This window comes from Caulobacter sp. S45 (genome assembly GCF_009765965.1).
Classification (GTDB): Bacteria; Pseudomonadota; Alphaproteobacteria; order Caulobacterales; family Caulobacteraceae; genus CAHJWH01.
The window spans coordinates 2,165,109-2,181,382 of record NZ_LMUL01000014.1 but is presented as its reverse complement, the minus strand read 5'-3'; the positions used below and the strand labels follow the sequence as shown (position 1 = coordinate 2,181,382).

At 67.0% G+C, this 16,274-nt stretch carries 14 protein-coding genes; 6 read left to right on the top strand and 8 right to left on the bottom strand.

The window, feature by feature from the left end; all coding sequences use genetic code 11:
* Nucleotides 1-7: 7 nt before the first annotated feature.
* The 3 genes from GSQ87_RS17210 to GSQ87_RS17200 all read right to left on the bottom strand — a co-directional run bounded on the left by GSQ87_RS17210 (nucleotide 8) and on the right by GSQ87_RS17200 (nucleotide 4,177).
* Nucleotides 8-403, bottom strand: a complete 396-nt coding sequence (locus tag GSQ87_RS17210) for a hypothetical protein (protein ID WP_158916542.1) — start codon at nucleotides 401-403, stop codon at nucleotides 8-10.
* Nucleotides 404-445: 42 nt separating this feature from the next.
* Entirely contained in the window at nucleotides 446-1,132 is a 687-nt protein-coding gene (locus tag GSQ87_RS17205) for a hypothetical protein (RefSeq protein ID WP_158916541.1), read from the bottom strand.
* A 99-nt stretch (nucleotides 1,133-1,231) separates the two neighbouring features.
* Nucleotides 1,232-4,177 (bottom strand): hypothetical protein, encoded by a 2,946-nt coding sequence (locus GSQ87_RS17200; protein ID WP_158916540.1) that lies wholly within the window; start codon nucleotides 4,175-4,177, stop codon nucleotides 1,232-1,234.
* 193 nt (nucleotides 4,178-4,370) lie between these two features.
* Here GSQ87_RS17200 and GSQ87_RS17195 point away from each other — a divergent pair, with 193 nt between their 5' ends.
* The 3 genes from GSQ87_RS17195 (at nucleotide 4,371) to GSQ87_RS17185 (ending at nucleotide 5,424) form a co-directional block, all read left to right on the top strand.
* Nucleotides 4,371-4,604 carry a GlsB/YeaQ/YmgE family stress response membrane protein gene (locus GSQ87_RS17195; RefSeq protein WP_254063054.1) on the top strand — a complete coding sequence of 78 codons (234 nt, stop codon included), beginning with the start codon at nucleotides 4,371-4,373 and terminating at the stop codon, nucleotides 4,602-4,604.
* A 9-nt stretch (nucleotides 4,605-4,613) separates the two neighbouring features.
* On the top strand, nucleotides 4,614-4,970 hold the full coding sequence (locus GSQ87_RS17190) for a PRC-barrel domain-containing protein (RefSeq protein ID WP_158916539.1): 357 nt from the start codon (nucleotides 4,614-4,616) through the stop codon (nucleotides 4,968-4,970).
* Nucleotides 4,971-5,211: 241 nt separating this feature from the next.
* A complete protein-coding gene (locus tag GSQ87_RS17185; protein ID WP_158916538.1) occupies nucleotides 5,212-5,424 on the top strand; it encodes a hypothetical protein in 213 nt (70 codons plus the stop codon).
* 100 nt (nucleotides 5,425-5,524) lie between these two features.
* Here GSQ87_RS17185 and GSQ87_RS17180 read toward each other — a convergent pair whose 3' ends face one another.
* Nucleotides 5,525-5,731, bottom strand: coding sequence for a hypothetical protein (locus GSQ87_RS17180; RefSeq protein ID WP_158916537.1), 207 nt, complete (start codon nucleotides 5,729-5,731; stop codon nucleotides 5,525-5,527).
* Between the two features lie 127 nt (nucleotides 5,732-5,858).
* Nucleotides 5,859-6,596, bottom strand: a complete 738-nt coding sequence (locus tag GSQ87_RS17175; protein WP_158916536.1) for a hypothetical protein — start codon at nucleotides 6,594-6,596, stop codon at nucleotides 5,859-5,861.
* Between the two features lie 237 nt (nucleotides 6,597-6,833).
* Here GSQ87_RS17175 and GSQ87_RS17170 point away from each other — a divergent pair, with 237 nt between their 5' ends.
* Entirely contained in the window at nucleotides 6,834-9,356 is a 2,523-nt protein-coding gene (locus GSQ87_RS17170; protein ID WP_158916535.1) for an ATP-binding protein, read from the top strand.
* Nucleotides 9,357-9,375: 19 nt separating this feature from the next.
* Here GSQ87_RS17170 and GSQ87_RS17165 read toward each other — a convergent pair whose 3' ends face one another.
* The 3 genes from GSQ87_RS17165 to ada form a co-directional block, all read right to left on the bottom strand.
* Entirely contained in the window at nucleotides 9,376-12,144 is a 2,769-nt protein-coding gene (locus tag GSQ87_RS17165) for an autotransporter-associated beta strand repeat-containing protein (RefSeq protein ID WP_158916534.1), read from the bottom strand.
* Nucleotides 12,145-12,324: 180 nt separating this feature from the next.
* Nucleotides 12,325-13,425 carry an acyltransferase gene (locus GSQ87_RS17160; protein WP_158916533.1) on the bottom strand — a complete coding sequence of 367 codons (1,101 nt, stop codon included), beginning with the start codon at nucleotides 13,423-13,425 and terminating at the stop codon, nucleotides 12,325-12,327.
* A 161-nt stretch (nucleotides 13,426-13,586) separates the two neighbouring features.
* Nucleotides 13,587-14,675 (bottom strand): bifunctional DNA-binding transcriptional regulator/O6-methylguanine-DNA methyltransferase Ada, encoded by a 1,089-nt coding sequence (gene ada, locus GSQ87_RS17155; protein WP_158917836.1) that lies wholly within the window; start codon nucleotides 14,673-14,675, stop codon nucleotides 13,587-13,589.
* Nucleotides 14,676-14,910: 235 nt separating this feature from the next.
* Here ada and GSQ87_RS17150 point away from each other — a divergent pair, with 235 nt between their 5' ends.
* On the top strand, nucleotides 14,911-15,435 hold the full coding sequence (locus GSQ87_RS17150; protein ID WP_158916532.1) for a methylated-DNA--[protein]-cysteine S-methyltransferase: 525 nt from the start codon (nucleotides 14,911-14,913) through the stop codon (nucleotides 15,433-15,435).
* A complete protein-coding gene (locus GSQ87_RS17145) occupies nucleotides 15,432-16,160 on the top strand; it encodes a 2OG-Fe(II) oxygenase (RefSeq protein ID WP_158916531.1) in 729 nt (242 codons plus the stop codon). The genes GSQ87_RS17150 and GSQ87_RS17145 overlap by 4 nt, the downstream gene beginning before the upstream one ends.
* The last annotated feature ends 114 nt before the right edge of the window (nucleotides 16,161-16,274 follow it).

Here is a 16,274-nt window from a genome sequence, read left to right as displayed (position 1 = left end):
GACCATTTCAGCTTGGCGGCGTTCCCGGCGGGACCAGGTGGCCGTCGCCGCTATGCACCAGGAAGGGGAAGGGGGCTGCGTCCAGGTTGGTGGAAGTGAAGACCCCGCGCGGATCGACGAACAGGAACTGGCCCTGATAGGCGCCCTCCACCTCGGAGATCGAACCGCCGAGGATCAGGAACTTCAGGCGCATGCCTTCCAATGCGGCGGCGCAATGCTCAAGGTCCGGTTCGTTCTGCGACAGGGGGAAGAACTTCGGCTTGGCCGCCTTCTGCTGGACCATGTGCCAGCAGACCCCCTTGTCGGCCGGAGCCTCGACGGAGGCGGTGCAGCCGGCCGTGCCGACGATCGCCAGGCCAAGGACCGCCAGCCCTAGGCCATGTCTGATGGAGCTTCGCCTCATTGAATCCGTGTGTACATGGGCCGTTCGCCGAGCGCGAGGGCTTCAGAGCGGCGGAATGGAACAGTCGGCGGGGTACTGAGGCGCGAGCGGACTGAAGTCGCGGTTGTTGCGCGACACGTCGATGCGCCCAGGCGACGCCCGCAGCGTCAGAGCGCCCCAATGTCCGTACACCACCTGTCCCGGCGCTGGACACCGGCCATCGAACAAGGTGTGGACGCAAGCGTCCAGGTTCACGCCCTGGCCCGCATTGCGCCAGCCACCGGGCGCATAGGCCCTACAGTCGGCCGGCGGCGTGTCGGCGTAGCTGTGCGGATCGCCGTCGCCCGGACCCGCGTCGGCGGCGTCGGGCTTGTCGTCGTCCGCCTGCCCGTCGCTGGTCGCATTGCTCAGAGGCTGGAGGTGGGCGCCAGCGCCGCCGGCGGCGATGGCGCCGCTCTGGTCCAGGCCGACGTCGAGCGCGCCGGGCGCGATCCCGTTCTTCTGGGCGCAGTCGGCGGCGGTCTCCATGCCCACGAACTGGCCCTTGACGAAGCAGCGCACCGAGGTGTCCGCCTGGACCTTGGCGGACTTGCCCATCTCCACCTTCAGTTCCCCGGATGACGAGGCCGGCGTGGCCCCGTCCCCGCCATGTCCGTGACGCAGAAGGGTGAGCGCGCCGCCAAGCGCGATCAACACGACCACGACCGCGATCAGCGCCGCCAGCACACGACGGTCCTGCAGAAATCTCATACTGTTTGGCTAGAACGGGACAGGCGAAAGTGGAAGCCGGTTTCGGCCGCCATCACGGTCTAACTACCAAGAATCGCCAAGCGAGGCGCCGCAGCGGGCTCAGCCCGCCAGCAGGTCGAGCGCGGCGGAGCTGGAGCTGCTCGACGACTGGCCCGAGGTCAGCCGCTGGAGCGCCAGGGTGTAGTTGGAAATCTGGGCGGTGATGTAGGCCGGCACCGTGCCCGATCCCGCGCCCGGGGTGCTGGAGGCCTTGGGTGTGGTCATGTCGCTATAGATCGACTGCACCTCGGCGATAGCCACGCTGAGCGCATTCTGGGTCGCGGTGATGTCGGTGGACGAGTCCAGCGTCAGATCCGCCGGCACGGTGATCGAGTAGTGGGTCTTGATGTTGCTGGCCGCGACCTGGCCGTTAGCGGTTTTGATCGTCGCGGCGGTGGAGCTGGAGGTCGTGTTCGCGGTCGTGGTGACCAGCCCCTCCTGCAACCCGAGCGCCGACAGCGCGTCCTGACCCGGAGGCCCCGCTTCCAGACGGATCTGCGCGGCGGCGTTGCCGGGCGCGATCTTGATCTCCTGCTGGTTGTTGATGGTCACTGTGGTGACGCTGGCCTGGAACCCGGACGCCTGAGAGATCTTTTCCGCCAGGCTCTCATAGGTGTCGTCCGCCGCCACCACGACGGCCGTAGCCGGTCCCGATCCGTTCTGGACAAAGAATTCGTCGCCGGCCCGCACGGAGCTGTTGGACGTCACCAGCGAGGATGGCGTCTGCTGCTGGAGCAGCGGTCCCTGGGGCAGACCCAGCTGGGAGAGCACAGAGCCGCCCGTCGCGCTCACCGCGATCGAAGAGGGTTCGGAAGAGCCGTTGTCCCCGGTGAAGGTGGTGGACCATGAGACCTGGCCCGTCGTCGGGTCGATGGCGGCCGCATAGCCGGTGGAGCCCTGGAGGGGGCCGGAGGTGACGGTCGGGGCCGCGAGCTGGCCGGTGATGTAGACTTGGCCGCCCGAGACCGTCAGCGCCGAGGCGGTGGTCGGAGCCCCGTCGTTGTAATAGGCCACCGACTCGGCGCCGGTGGGGCTCAGGTTGGCGTTGAGGTCGGCGACGAAGGCGTCGCCGTTTCCAGAATAGGCCGAGGTGATGGTCCCGGCGTTCAACGCCGCATTGTGGGTCGACCCGGCCACGATGATGGAGCCGTCCGCAGCGACAGCCAGCCCCGAGAGGTCCCCGCCGTCGACATTGCCCAGGTCCTGTTGCGCGGCCAGGGTGGGCGCGCCCTTCGCCGCCAGGGCGTACTGCTGCACGACGGCGTCGCCGTTCTGCACGCTGGAGACGTAGAGCGACGATCCTTCCACGGCGATGCCGGTGGCCCGGTCGACGCCGCTGGTGCCGAACTCGGTGGTGAAGGTCGGCGCCGCCGTCCAGGTGGTCTCCTGGGTGATCGGGTCGGTGGTGGAGGTGGCGCTGAAGCCCTGGATGTAGGCGTCCTGGCTGCCTTCGGCCGTGGCGCCGGTCAGCCGCCCCTGGGTCGAGCCCGCCACATAGACGCTGTTGTTGGCGCCGAAGGCCACGGCGTTGACCTGGTTGTCGGAACCTTCGTTGGCGTCCTGGTTCTGGCTCCACAGCTCGTCGCCGGTGGAGTCGAACACGGTGACGAAGCTCTGCTGGGTGGTCGAGCCGTTCTGGCTGGTGTCGGTCGGGTCCAGCGCGGCGCCGGTGATCGAGCCGGCGATGGCCACCTGCGAGCCGTCGGCGGAGACGGCCAGGGCGGTGGCGTCGGCGGTGTCGGCCGCGCCCAGCGTGCGCGTGTAGACCAGGTTTCCCGCGCTGTCGTACTTCAGCAGGGCCGCGTCCTGCTGGCCCTGGATCGGTTGTCCGTTGACCGTGCTGGTGACGTTGGCCAGCACGTAGACCGAGCCGTCGGGCGCGGTGGCGGTGGCCGTCACCGTCGAGCCTGCCGGCAGGTCGTCGGTGAAACTGCGCGCGGTGCTCGAGTCCGCATCCGCCGTGTCGAAGCTGATGAACTGGGAGGTGGTCGTGGGGGCCGCGGTGCTGGTGCCGCTGGTGCTGGGGAGGGTCGGCAGGGCGGTCGTCGAGGTGGTGGTGGTGGCCGTCGAGCTGGACGCGGTGGTGGCGTTGGGGTCGGTCGAGGTCGCGGCGATGTAGACCGCCGGCGCGGTCGTGGCCGCCGAAAAGCTCAGTTGCTCGTTCGGCGTGCCGTTGATCTGCAGGGCGTACTGGTCGGGCGTGGCCGGAACCAGGCTGGTCACGCCGTCGACGGTGGTGGTCGAGGCGGCGGTTCCGGGGATCAGGCTGTCGCCGAACCGGGTGGTCAGGCCGGCCGCGGACAGCTGGCTGTTCAGGTAGCTGATCACATTGGAGATGCTTCGCGGCGTGTCGCCCATCTGCGACAGGTCGAAGTTCACCGTCGTGGCCTTCCCCGCCAGGCTGGTGGAGGTGAGGGAGAAGGCCACATTACCCTGGAATGCGGGCACCACCGTGCTGCTGGTGCCGCTCACCAGCGGCTGGGTGGTGTAGGTGTCGCTTTCCTGCTGGGCGCCGGTGGTGGACTCCTCCTGGGTCGTAACCGTGCCGTTGGAGACCTGGAACTCCTTGAACGCCCCACTGGAGATCGACGTGCGCACCTGGCCCAGGCCGGCGCTGAACGCCTGTTGTAGCTGGGAAAGCTCGCTCGAGCTGACCCCGCTGGCGCCGGCGGCGGTGGCCAGGGTCTGCAGGCTGGTCAGGCCCTTATAGAGGGCGAACAGGTTCTGGTAGTCGCTGTTGGCGGCCGCGCTGGACGTGGTGGTCGACAGCTTGGTGGTCGCCGCGTCGACGAGCGGATTGCCTTCCAGCAGCGAGGCTACCAGGGAGTTGACGCTCGAGGTCGTGGCCGTGGCCGACGTGCTGGAGGTCGCCTTCCAAGGGGCGATCGGGGCGGTCGCGGACAGGCTGGTCGCGGCCGTGGAGCTGTTGCTGGCCGCAGTCTGGCCGGTGCGCGCCTGAAAGTAGGCGAGCAGGACCGCGCTGCTGATGCTGGTGCTGGTCGTCACGGCGGACTCATCCTCTCGAGAGGCGGCGCGATTGTCAGGGGAAAACCCTGCTTAGGTCTTAAGGTTTTGAGAACATCTGCAACCGACGGCCTTGGCCCTCGAAGCCATGGGGAACTCACACCCCCTCCATGTCTTTAACAATAAAAGCGCGCATGGCGCTGGGAGGGTTCAAATGTCAATCTTAGCATGGCTTGTGGTTGGCCTGATTTCCGGATTTATCGCCAGTAAGATCGTGAATCACGCGGGTGAAGGCGTGATCATGGACATGGTGCTCGGCGTCGTCGGCGCGATCGTCGGCGGGTTCATCTTCAATTTTCTCGGCCACTCCGCCCCGACCGGAATCAATCTCTACAGCATCTTCGTGTCGGTCATCGGCGCCGTCGTGGTGCTGCTGATCTACCACGCCGTCGTCCGCCGCCGAGCCTGAGGCCGCCCGATGACGATCGACAGCCTGATCAAAAGCGCCGACCTGATCGGCACGGTGGTCCACGATCCCAAGGGCGGCAAGCTGGCCACGATCCGCGAGGTCTTCCTCCATAAGCAGACCGGCCAGGCCCTGTTCGTGGTCCTGGACACGGGCGGCCTTTTTGGCGCGGGCGGCAAATTCTATCCCGTTCCGTGGCGGCTGCTGCGCTTCGATGCCGCTGCCGACACCTACACGTCGTCGCTGACCAAGGAGCGGCTGAAGAGCGCGCCGGCCTATGATCGGGACCAACTCAACAGCACCGCCTATGGCTGGGGAGAGCAGACCGACCGGTTCTTCGGCGACGATGAAGCCGAACCGATCGGCTGAAGACTTAGGACCCAGGCGGTACGACGTACCGCCTGGGTCTTCGATCCGGGCTCGTCGCGCCGACTGCGGACAACCCCGTTCGCAGAGGTCAAGCGCCGACGAGCAATCGTCCGATCACGAAGAAACGATGGCTGGTAGGCCGCTTCGCGCCCCGGAGCCGGTCTCGATCTGTTAGGTTCGGGCCATGCGAATTTCCCGGCAGGTTCAGTCGATAGCTGAACGCGTTGAGTGCGCCCTGAAGTTGGCCGAAGAAACCGGCAGGACTCCCATCGCGATCGCGTTGGGCAAGGACGATTATCCTGCGTTCAAGGAATGGGCCCGAGAAGCGCTCGGCCAGGAGTTCGAGCCGGGCGCCAAGTTCCTTGGTGTGCCGGTTCGCCATCTCGAAAACGTCTTCCTGAGCCGCGTCGAACTCAAATCGAAGCCGGGCGTCCCGAACGCCCTGCTGCTTTAGGCCGTCGATACGAAAAGCCCCCGCGCCGATAAGGCGCGAGGGCTGTCCATATTGAACGGACGGTCGGATCCCGCCAATCGTGCCGGCGGGGCCTGGGTTGCTAGCGGTGATAGTAACGGCGGTGATGGTGGTTGCGGCCGGCGAAGTGGCCGACCGCGCACCCGGCGGCGGCGCCGAGCAGGGCGTGGTGTCCGGCGAAGTGACCTGCCACCCCGCCCACGGCCGCGCCGCCCAGGCACCCTGCGTTTGCGGCGCCCGCGACGGACGTGGCCGCCATCATGCCTGCGATCATCAGCTTGAGCTTCATGGTGTTCGATCCTCTCGACAACTTGACGTCAACGCGCCAGGTCGAGGGAGGAAACCTACGTGAAGGCTAAATCCCTGTAGGGCGTGAGGGGGGCCTACCGAGGCGCCGTCCTCGGAAGGCCTCCACCCTAAGCCTGCTCAGGCGGCCGCTTGTTTTTCAGCGTCCAGCCTTCCCAGAACATCAGCTTGTCCAGCAGGCGGCGCTCGATGAAGTGGGTCGGCGTCCTGGACCGATCCGCGATGATCCCATCCTGCCCGTCGAAGTACGCGATAAGCTGGTCCGCCGCGCTTCGGAAATCCGGGCGCTTGAGTTCGTCGCCCAGGGCGCGCTCGGCGGATGCGTAGAGTTCCGGATAGCTCGCAACGCCGAAGATGCGGTCACGGAGGCTTTTCGCTCCGTCCGCCTGAGGATGGGTTCCCCGCTGGCGGTCCCGCAACCGGGCCGATTTCATCACCGTCGGATCCCAGATGAAGATCTGCACCGTCGGCTTGGCGAAGAAGGCGAGCTTGCTGGCCGCCGACAACGGGCTGGACCGGGGCGCGCTGCATCCGCCCAGGCGCGCCGCCAGCTTCGGCGCATCGACCTGAGGATCGAAGACGGCCTGCTCGCGCAATGCGGTCATGAACGCCGCGACCCCGGCCTCGTCCCACTTGGGGCCATGCGCCAGGTGAAACGACGCCAGGAAGAGATGCGCGTGCTGCGTACCGATCTCGACCTGCGGATCGCCGCCGAACAGCTCCAGCCAAAACCGGTCCGGCTGGCGGTGCTCGACCATGACATCCGGCGCGCCGCACCATTTCAGAGTGTCCTGCACCGCCACGTCGAGCAGCTTCGCCCGGTGCGGGGCCAGAATGTCTTGAGCCATGCCGTCGATCTCTCCGCCCGCCGGATCGCCGCCCGAGCCGCCGGACGATCGTAGCCCAGAGCCTTGACGGATTGGCGACCACGCCCGGAGCGGTGGGGCGCTGTCAAACCAATCCTATGGTTTCCGGGACCTCAAGCGCGGCAAATTTCCACTTTTTGCTAATTTGGCCCTTAGCGCTAACGCGACCTAAACAACCAGGGCCGGACGATGCAGCGTCTACTCCCGGGGGGGACGAGCATGAAGGCCTCGTTGTTACGCAATTTCCTTATCGGACTGGGCTTGGCCTCGCTGGTGAGCACGGTGCTGGCGTCGGTGATCGCGTTCAACGCTTTCAAACATGAGCTGGAGCACCGCCAGGTCGAATATCTCGGCCATTACGTGCAGGAGCGCGCCCACAACATCGGTCATCGCTTCTCGACGCTGACGACCCTGCAGACCACAGCCGGGGAGGAGTTGCGCCGACGCGTCGCCCAGATGCCGGACAAGGAGGTTGAACACGCCTTCGACAGCGTGTTCCAGCTGCAGCCCGACGGGACACGGCGCAGCGTGGCCTCTTCCTTCGATGGCCGGTTCGGCGTCCACGGCCGATTGATCTACGGGATGGGCGCATTCCTGCCCCCCAACTCCGCGCAGACGATCGAGCAGAAGCGGATTCTCCTCTCCGCATTCGATGTGGTCGCCAATTTTGGGCAGGCCGCGCGTGGCGACTACGACAACTTCTACTTCTTCACGAACCATAACCAGGTGGTCCTGTTCGGACCGAACCGACCCGACAAGCTCATGTTCTACCGGCGTGATGCGAAGCCGACCCTCGACTTCTCCAAAGAGGAGATGGTCAAGATCGTGCAGCCGAGCGCCGATCCGACCGGCCAGACCCGCTGCACCAAGCTGCAGCGGCTCATCCAGGACAACGGTGGGGACCGGGTGGCGACAGGGTGCCTGACGCCCGTGTATCTGGACGGCCGCATGATCGGCGCCTTCGGGTCTTCGATCAATGTCACCAGCTATCTGGCCTCGGTCGTCGGCGACACCCTTCCCGGCGCGAAGAGCATCATCATCCGTTCCGACGGCTCCCTGATCGCCTATCCCGGCTTTTCCAAGCCCGGCGTCGCCTCCGAGTTGACCGTCAACCAGTACGAGCGCCAGCTCAAGCTGAAGGCCGTGGCCGAAAGCGTGTCCCGCCAGCCGAAACCCTTCGGCGTCATCAACAGCCCGGACCACAAGCAGATCATCGCTTACGGACGGCTCGACGGGCCGAACTGGATACTGCTGCTCAGCTATCCCGCCACCGCCATCGCCTCGTCCGCCGCGCTTTCGGCGTCGTGGATTTTAGTGCTCGGGCTGATCTTCTCGGCGTTGCAGACCGCCGGCGTGGTCTGGATGGCCCGGCGCGCCATCGTGCGGCCCCTCCAGCGCCTGGCCCTGTCCTGCACCGCCGACGTCGAGCAGGTCGAGCGGAGCGAGGTGATCAAGCTCGAAGGCCGCAAGGACGAGATCGGCATCCTCGCCTCCTCGCTGAGGGCCGAGCGCGAACGCGCCGACGACCTGCTCAGCACACTCGAACGGCGGGTGCAGGATCGCACCGCGGACCTGGAACAGGCGAACGCCGCCAAATCCCGCTTCCTGGCCAATATGAGCCACGAGCTCCGCACTCCGTTGAACGGGGTCATCGCCATTTCCGAGATTCTGGCCAAGGAGCAGACCTCGCCCCGCAACGCCGAGCTGTCGCAGCTCATCGTCTCGTCGGGGCGGCTGCTGCAGCAGGTGCTGACCGACATCCTGGACTTCTCCAAGATCGACGCCGGCGAGATGCAGCTGGAATCCGCGCCGTTCGACCTGGAGACCACGATCTTCCGCGTCGCCGAACTGCACCACGCGTCGGCCGAGGCCAAGGGCGTGCAACTGGCCTGGACGTTGGAGCCGGCGGCGGCCGGCGCCTATCGCGGCGACAGCGTGCGACTGACCCAGGTGCTATCCAACCTGTTGAGCAACGCGGTCAAGTTCACCGCGACCGGCCAGGTCGAGCTGACGGTCGCGGCCCTGGACGACGGCTCCGTCCGCTTCGAGGTCAGCGACACCGGCATCGGCTTCGACGAGGAGGTCAAGGCCAGGCTGTTCCAGCGGTTCGAGCAGGCCGACGCCTCCATCCGGCGCCGATTCGGCGGCACGGGGCTGGGCCTCGCCATCTGCCGTTCGCTGGTGGAGCTGATGGGCGGGCGCATCTGGGCCCAATCCACGCCGGGCGAAGGCTCGCGCTTCACCTTCGACCTGCCACTGCCCCACGACCTGCAGCCGGCCGGCTTCGCGGCGGAACCGGAAGAGGAAGTCGACATCGAGGGCCTGCACATCCTGCTGGCCGAAGACCATCCGACCAACCAGCGCGTGGTGCAGCTGATCATGGACGCCGCCGGGGTGGACCTCACCACCGTCGACGACGGCCAGGCGGCGCTGGACATGCTGGAGGTGCGCACCTTCGACGTGGTCCTGATGGACATGCAGATGCCGGTCTTGGACGGTATCAGCGCCACCAGCCTGCTGCGCCAACGCGAACAGGCCCTAGGCCTGGCGCGCACGCCGGTGCTGATGCTCACCGCCAATGCGCTGCAGGAGCATGTGGACGCGAGTCTAGCGGCGGGCGCGGACGGGCATCTGACCAAGCCGATCCGGGCGATGGAGCTGCTCGAGACCATCGCCCACTTCGCAGGGCGGCGTGAGAAGCGGCCCGAGACGGAACCGGGTCTGAGCGCGCTGCGGGCGTAAGCCGCCCCAGTCGCGCTCCTCAGCCGAAGAAACCGTAGTTCCCGACCTTCAGGTTGGAGCCAACCCCACCCGCGTATTCGATGATCAGCTGCGCATGATAGGCGCCGTCGTCGACCTGGTAGATGTGCTCGTCGGGCGCGCCGGCCACGTCGCCGACATGGGTCAGGGTCGCCGCGCTCGAGAAGCCCTGGAAGCGGATCATGTCGCCGAGACCGGGGACGCCGGCGCCCTTGAAATCCAGGATGGTGTCGTAATGGCCGCCATCGGTGGTCGGGTCGGCCAGATCGCCCTTGTTGATGATGAAGGTGTCCAGACCCGAGCCGCCGATCAGGGTGTCCGCGCCGGTCCCGCCCGTGAGCGCATCCTTGCCCGCGCCGGCGATGATCACATCGTTGCCGGCCCCGCCGTTGGCGCTGCCGCCGGTCCCGTCGCCCATGACGATGTAGTCGGCGCCGGCGCCGCCCGCGAACAGCGCGTTGTTCCCGTGCAGGGCCACCACCTCGCCGCCCCCCGCGCCGATGGTGTAGCCGGAGCCGACCTGCTGGGCCTGGGCGAAGCTGATGGTCGTGCCGCCCGATCCGTCCGCCATCACCTTGAAGACATCGCCGGCGAAGTTCTGCGACGGGTCGAGTTGAAGGGTTTCGACGTGGCCGGCGTTGTCGCGCACGGTCAGCAGGTTGTTCGCGCCCAGCGTCGCGCTGGTCGCCGAGGTGAAGCCCGAGAGGTCGATCGAATCTTGCGCACCCAGCCCGGTGATGGTGTTGGCCAGATGGCCGTCGGTGAACGCCGCCGCCTCGATGCGCAGGGTCCCCGCGCCCGCCTCGAAGCGGATCACGCCCGTACCCGCCGCCTGGGCGCTCGCCAGGTCGAGCACGCCAGAAACGATGGAGGTCCCGCCGGTATAGCTGTTGTCGCCCGACAGGGTCAGCACGCCGGCGCCCTCCTGGGTCACCGAGCCCCGACCCGAGACGACGCTGGAGTAGGTCACGTCGTCGGCATGGTCGAACAGCAGCGCGCCGCTGTCGGCCACATTGGCGGTGAGCGCGCCGCTGGCGACGACCAGGCTCGCGCCCGCATCGATGGAGACGCCGTTGGCGAAGCTCTCGTCGGCGGTGGTCGTCCACACGCCGCCGATCACGTCGAGCGCTTCGAAGTTCACCAGGGCCGACAGGTTGGACGCGCCCTCGCCATAGAGGTGGGCGGTGTCGATGCCGGCGCCGCCGTCGGTCACGCCGGTGATGGACGAGCCGACGAACAGGTTGAGCGTATCGTCGCCGGCGCCCAGCGCAATGCTACCCTGGATCACGCCCTTGTTGGTCAGGGTGTCGGCGAAGGTGTCGGTGATGCTGATCGCCTGGCCGTCGCCGCCGTGGATCAGGCCCTCGTTCAGGATGGTGGTGGGGCCGAAGGCGTTTCCGTCGTTGCTGTTGTCGACGGTGATCGCCCGCTCGAAGCTGGTGATCACCCCGCCCTGGAAGTTGTTGATGACGCCGCCGCCGACAGTCACCGCCTCCTGCAAGATGGTCGCGCCGGTGACCGGATCGACCACATGCACGCCGGTCGCCTGGATCGATCCGTAGTTGTTCAGCGCGATCAGGCCGTCGACGTCCACCCCGTCGCCATCGGCGGTGACGGAGGTGCCGATGATCAAGCCGTGGTTGGTGATCTGGGTGGTGGTCGTGCCGGCCGTATCCAGGTTCACGCCCGAACCGGAGTTGCCGAGGATCTCGCCCCAGTTGGTGATCGTCACCGGGTCGTTGCCGGTCACGCCATGACGGGCGCCCGAGATCAACGCCGTGGTGTCGTCGGCGTTTCCGTTCTGGATCACCCCGCCGGCGTTGTCCTGGAAGTCCACCCCGTCGTTGCCCGAGGAGGTGGGCGTCCCGTTCATCGAGACGATCTTGCCGAGATTGATGATCGTCGTGTTGACGCCGCCGCGGATCGCATCGGCGTCGGCGGCCTGGATCAGCCCTGTCGCCTCGTTGGTGATGGTGGACTTGGCCAGCGGCGAGACCAGGTCGTTGAAGTCGATCGCCTGGCCGTTGTCGCTGCCGACGCCTGTGCTCTTGATCACGCCGGCGTTGTCGATGGTGAACACGCCGGTCGCGGTGGTGTCGAGCGTGGTGGCGGTGATACGCACCGCGTCGCCCTGCGACTGGATGGTCCCGTCGACGCCGTTGATCAGATGGAACTCGGAAATGTCGGAGAGGCTGGCGGTGTTGAGGTTGATCGCGCGGTTGGCCGAGGCGGTCGCGTCGATCAGGCCGTCGTTGGTGATGGTGACATGACCGGCGCTGGGACGGATCGCATCGTCGCCGCTGGACCCGATCACGCCGCCGGCATGGTTGGTGATATTCACCACCGCATCGGGCGAGACGATGGTGGCGAGGTCGATCGCCTGGCCGCTGGCGCCGGCGACGATGTTCCCGTTCTTATCCACCGAGCCCGAGACCAGCAGCCCGTAGTTGTCGATGTCGATCGTACCGCTGGTGAGGGCGGCGTCGATGCGGACCGCGTCGTTGTTGGCGGCGAGGATCTGGGCGTCCGCCTGGTTGATTAGGGTGAAGGAGCCGGTCGTGAAGTTGGACGTGGTGTCGATCGCGCGCGTCTTGGCGCTGATGGTCCCGTCGTTGTCGATCACCACGCCGGGGTCGGTGTCGCCGCCGGTCCAGGTGACCGCAGTGGTCGCCGACAGCGTGGCGCCGGCCTCGATCATGCCGCCGTCGTCGGCGCCGACGGTCTGGGCGATCTTGTCGGTGGCGCCGGAGGCGACGTTGAAGCTGGCCATCGGGGAAGGACTCCGCGGATAGGGGGCGTCGCACCGCAACCAAGTTGGCGCGGTGGATGATCCGTTAACGCTAGAGGGGTTCTATGACAGAGCCTTGACAGTCGCCCACAAGGCGAGTCCGGACGAACCTACAGCCGAAGGCGCAGGATCGCTTCCGCCTCTGGCGACCCGCCCGAGAACTTAGGGGGCGGTGAGCAGGTCCGCCTGATGGGGTTGCGGACCAAAGTACTTTCGCGACAGGCGATAGCCGGCGTCGTTGGCCCGCTTCTCCACATATTTGAAGGTGAACAGGCTGAGCCCAAGGGTCACGACCACGGTCCCGGCCGACAGGGCGATGGCGTACACCCCGCGCGGCATGTGCAGGAAGTTCAGCGCATAGGCTCCAAGCATGATCACCAGCATGTGGAAGACGTAGGTGGAATAGGACGCCTCGCCGATCCGCCGTAAAATCGGATGGGCCAGGGCGCGGTTGAGCCAGCCGGGCCGGATCAGCAACCACAGCACCAGAATCCAGGCCAGCGCTCCCGGCTCGCGGAACACCAGCGTCACCCCGAGCAGCATCACGGCCATCGCCCCGGCCGCCCACGCCGCACGGCGCCGATCCTGCCACCGCGACAGATAGAAGGTCGCCATCCCCACCGCGAACCAGGGCGTGTAGACGGCGATGAAGGCGGTGTTGCCGCGTAGCCAGGGCGCCCAATGCAGGGCGTAGAGCCCGACCGCCGCGACCACCGCCAAGGCCACGCCCAGGCGTCCCCGCCGGATCAACGCTACGAACGCAGGCGCGATGAGATAGTATTGCAGCTCGACGCTCAGGCTCCAGGCCTGGCCCATGATGGCGAGATCGACGCCGGGCAGCAGCTTTTGTGGGACCAGGCCGTGCAGCATGACCGCATGGGCCAGGAACTGCGCGCCCAGGTGAGACATCGCCTGGTCGATCTCGGCGATCCTGAACAGAGACCGTCCCGGATGGAACGGCGCGTCGACCAGCCCCTGACGCTGCCAGGTCAGGGTGGCCGCCGACAGGATCAGGGCCAGCAGGTAGACCGGCCACAGCCGAAACACCCGGCGTGTCAGGAAGGCCGCATAGTTCTCCTCGCCCCGGTTGAGCAGACCCGTGATCACGAACCCGGACAGGGCGATGAACCCCATCACTGCGCTGCGGTTATGGCTGAGATCGCCCGCGCGGTCGGAGAAGACGAACGCGAGGTGGCCGAGCACCACCCACCACGCCATCAACCCGCGGAAGCCTTCCAACTCGTCGAGACGTCCACGCTTCATGCCGCAGCAGCCACCGATAAAACTCACAAACAGCCAGTAACAGCCTGGCTGACTAATGTCGCGCGAGCGGAGCGGTTGCCTGGGCCACGGTAAGCCGTGCGCTTAAGGCGCTTCCTGGGCGTTTTAGAGGCGCCGACGACACCAATCGCCCTCGGTCGGGCTTAATCGCCCACCGAGACCGCCTCCCGATCGATCAAGGCGCGCTTGCGCTCCACGCCCCAGCGGTAGCCGGAAAGCGAGCCGTCGTTGCGCACGACCCGGTGGCAGGGAATAGCGACGGCGATGGCGTTGGCGGCGCAGGCCCCAGCGACCGCGCGCATGGATTTCGGCGCGCCAATGCTGCGGGCGATATCGGAATAGGTCGCCGTCGCGCCCGAAGGGATGTCCCGCAACGCCTGCCAGACCCGCTGCTGGAACGCCGTGCCCCTGACGTCGAGCGGCAGGTCGAGGCCCAGGCCCGGCGCCTCGACGAAACCGACCACCCGCGCCACCAGGGCTTCATACGCCGCATCGCCACCGATCAGATATGCCCGAGGGAAGCGATCCTGTAGGTCGCGGACCAGGGCCTCGGGATCGTCGCCGATCAGGATCGAGGCCACGCCCTTCTCGCTGGACGCGACCAGGATCGCGCCCAAGGAAGACTGGCCGACGGCGAAGCGGATGTCCTCGTTCGCGCCGCCGGCGCGATAGCGACTGGGCGTCATGCCGAGCATCTCGGTCGACGCCGCGTAGAAGCGGCTGCTGGAGTTGAACCCGGCGTCGTAGATCGCTTCGGTCACCGATTGTCCCCGGCTCAACTCGGCCCGGACGTGACCGGCCCGGTAGGCGGCGGCATAGGCCCTGGGCGTAAGACCTGTCACGCCCTTGAACAGGCGATGGAAGTAGCCGGCGCTCAATCCCGCCGCCTCGGCCAGGTCGATCAAGGGCGGCGGCTCTTCGCTTCGTTCGATCGACCGGCAAGCCTTGGCGACCAGGGCCGCGTTGGCGACGTCCCGCGCCTCCTCGTCCGGCTTGCACCTCTTGCAGGCCCGAAAGCCGGTCGCCTTCGCCGCCTCGAGCGTATCGTGCAGGCCGACGTTCTTCGGGTTCGCCGCTCTGGAGGCGCAAGAGGGGCGGCAATAGACGCCCGTGGTCGCCACCGAATACCAGAACAACCCGTCGGCGGTGCGGTCCCGCGCGACGATGCGAAGCCAACGCGGGTCGTCCTCCGTCACAACGGAAGCGGTGGTCTGTTCTCGATCCAAGGTCATGGTCTTCACCAGATCCATCCTGTGAATTCATCCGACGCCACCCTGCCGGGTAGGGATCGGCCTCACACTCCGGCGCTTGCTTTCAAATCGGAATATGGTGGCTGCCGCGGAGTTATGCGCCGTACCGCTGCTCCGCCCTGCCGAGACAATCTCGGATTTGAAAGCAAGCGCCGGAGTGTGGCGTCGCCGCCGGGATGGGACCTTGCCGGACCAACAGCAAACGGAGTTCCCCGCCATGAGCGCGATGCCGACCGCCGCCGCCGACACGCTTCGCTTCGGCTACGGTGAGACCAGGATCGGAACGGCCCTTGTCGCCCGGAGCGATCACGGCGTCGCGGCGATCTTCCTGGGCGACGACCGTGCGAGGCTCCGCCGCGAGCTGGTCGAAGCCTTTCCGACAGCATGCGTGGCCGAAGACCAAGCCGCCCTTGGCGGCACGGTCGCCGAGGTGGTCGCCCTGGTCGACGCGCCGCAGCTGGGATCGAACCTGCCGCTCGACCTGCGCGGATCGGCCCTGGAACTGGCGGTCTGGGAGGCCCTGCGCGCCATCCCGTCGGGCGAGACCCGCACCTATGGCGCCCTCGCCAAAACCCTGCCGATGGCGGCCACCGCCCAGGAGGTGGGCGCGGCCTGCGCCGCCAATGTGCTGGCGGTGGCCATCCCCTGCCACCGCGTCGTCAAGGCGGACGGCTCGATCTCCGGATATCGCTGGGGCGTGCAGCGCAAGCGCCGCCTGATCAACATGGAGGGCGTGGCGTGAGCGGCGTCGACTTGAACCGCCGCTCGGACGAGCGGGCCGCCGCGATCGACTGGCCGCGCGTTTCGGCGGACCTGGACGCCCAGGGCTGGACGGTGCTGCCGAAGCTCCTGACCGGGGCGGAATGCGGGGCCGTCGCCGACCTGTATGGTCGGAGCGATGGCTTCCGCAGCCAGGTGGTCATGGCCCGCCATGGATACGGCCGTGGCGAATATCGCTACTTCAGCTACTCGCTGCCGCCGCTCGTACAGGCGCTTCGGACCACGCTCTACCCCCACCTCGCCCCGTTGGCCAATCGCTGGCACGCGCGGATGGGGATGGAGGTCCGGTTCCCCGACGATCACGCCACCTTCCTGGAGCGGTGCCATCGCGCCGGCCAAGTGCGTCCGACGCCCCTGCTGCTCCAATACGGGCCCGGGGACTATAATTGCCTGCACCAGGACCTGTACGGCGAACACGTCTTCCCGCTGCAGATCGCCGTCCTGCTGTCGGAGCCCGGCGAGGACTTCGATGGCGGCGAATTCGTCCTGACCGAACAACGGCCCCGTATGCAGACACGGGCGGCGGTCGTGCCGCTGAGCAAGGGCGATGCGGTCGTGTTCGCGGTCAATAGTCGGCCGGTGCAGGGCGCTCGCGGCGACTACCGGGTCAACCTGCGCCATGGGGTCAGCCGCGTCCGATCGGGACAAAGACACATCTTGGGCGTTATCTTCCACGACGCCGCCTGATTCAACAGCGCCCCCGCTTATAATAATGTTTTGACATGTGAAAATTGCGCCGATTGTATGAGGAAGGCTTACCCATCCCCCACGCCCGGACGACGGGCTTCGGCGACGGGCGTC

What these genes read in the sequence shown, in the direction of transcription:
- GSQ87_RS17210 (WP_158916542.1), bottom strand. Translation starts at nt 403, where the DNA reads ATGAGGCGAAGCTCCATCAGACATGGCCTAGGGCTGGCGGTCCTTGGC.
- GSQ87_RS17205 (WP_158916541.1), bottom strand. Translation starts at nt 1,132, where the DNA reads ATGAGATTTCTGCAGGACCGTCGTGTGCTGGCGGCGCTGATCGCGGTC.
- GSQ87_RS17190 (WP_158916539.1), top strand. Translation starts at nt 4,614, where the DNA reads ATGACGATCGACAGCCTGATCAAAAGCGCCGACCTGATCGGCACGGTG.
- GSQ87_RS17180 (WP_158916537.1), bottom strand. Translation starts at nt 5,731, where the DNA reads ATGAAGCTCAAGCTGATGATCGCAGGCATGATGGCGGCCACGTCCGTC.
- GSQ87_RS17175 (WP_158916536.1), bottom strand. Translation starts at nt 6,596, where the DNA reads ATGGCTCAAGACATTCTGGCCCCGCACCGGGCGAAGCTGCTCGACGTG.
- GSQ87_RS17170 (WP_158916535.1), top strand. Translation starts at nt 6,834, where the DNA reads ATGAAGGCCTCGTTGTTACGCAATTTCCTTATCGGACTGGGCTTGGCC.
- GSQ87_RS17165 (WP_158916534.1), bottom strand. Translation starts at nt 12,144, where the DNA reads ATGGCCAGCTTCAACGTCGCCTCCGGCGCCACCGACAAGATCGCCCAG.
- GSQ87_RS17160 (WP_158916533.1), bottom strand. Translation starts at nt 13,425, where the DNA reads ATGAAGCGTGGACGTCTCGACGAGTTGGAAGGCTTCCGCGGGTTGATG.
- ada (WP_158917836.1), bottom strand. Translation starts at nt 14,675, where the DNA reads ATGACCTTGGATCGAGAACAGACCACCGCTTCCGTTGTGACGGAGGAC.
- GSQ87_RS17150 (WP_158916532.1), top strand. Translation starts at nt 14,911, where the DNA reads ATGAGCGCGATGCCGACCGCCGCCGCCGACACGCTTCGCTTCGGCTAC.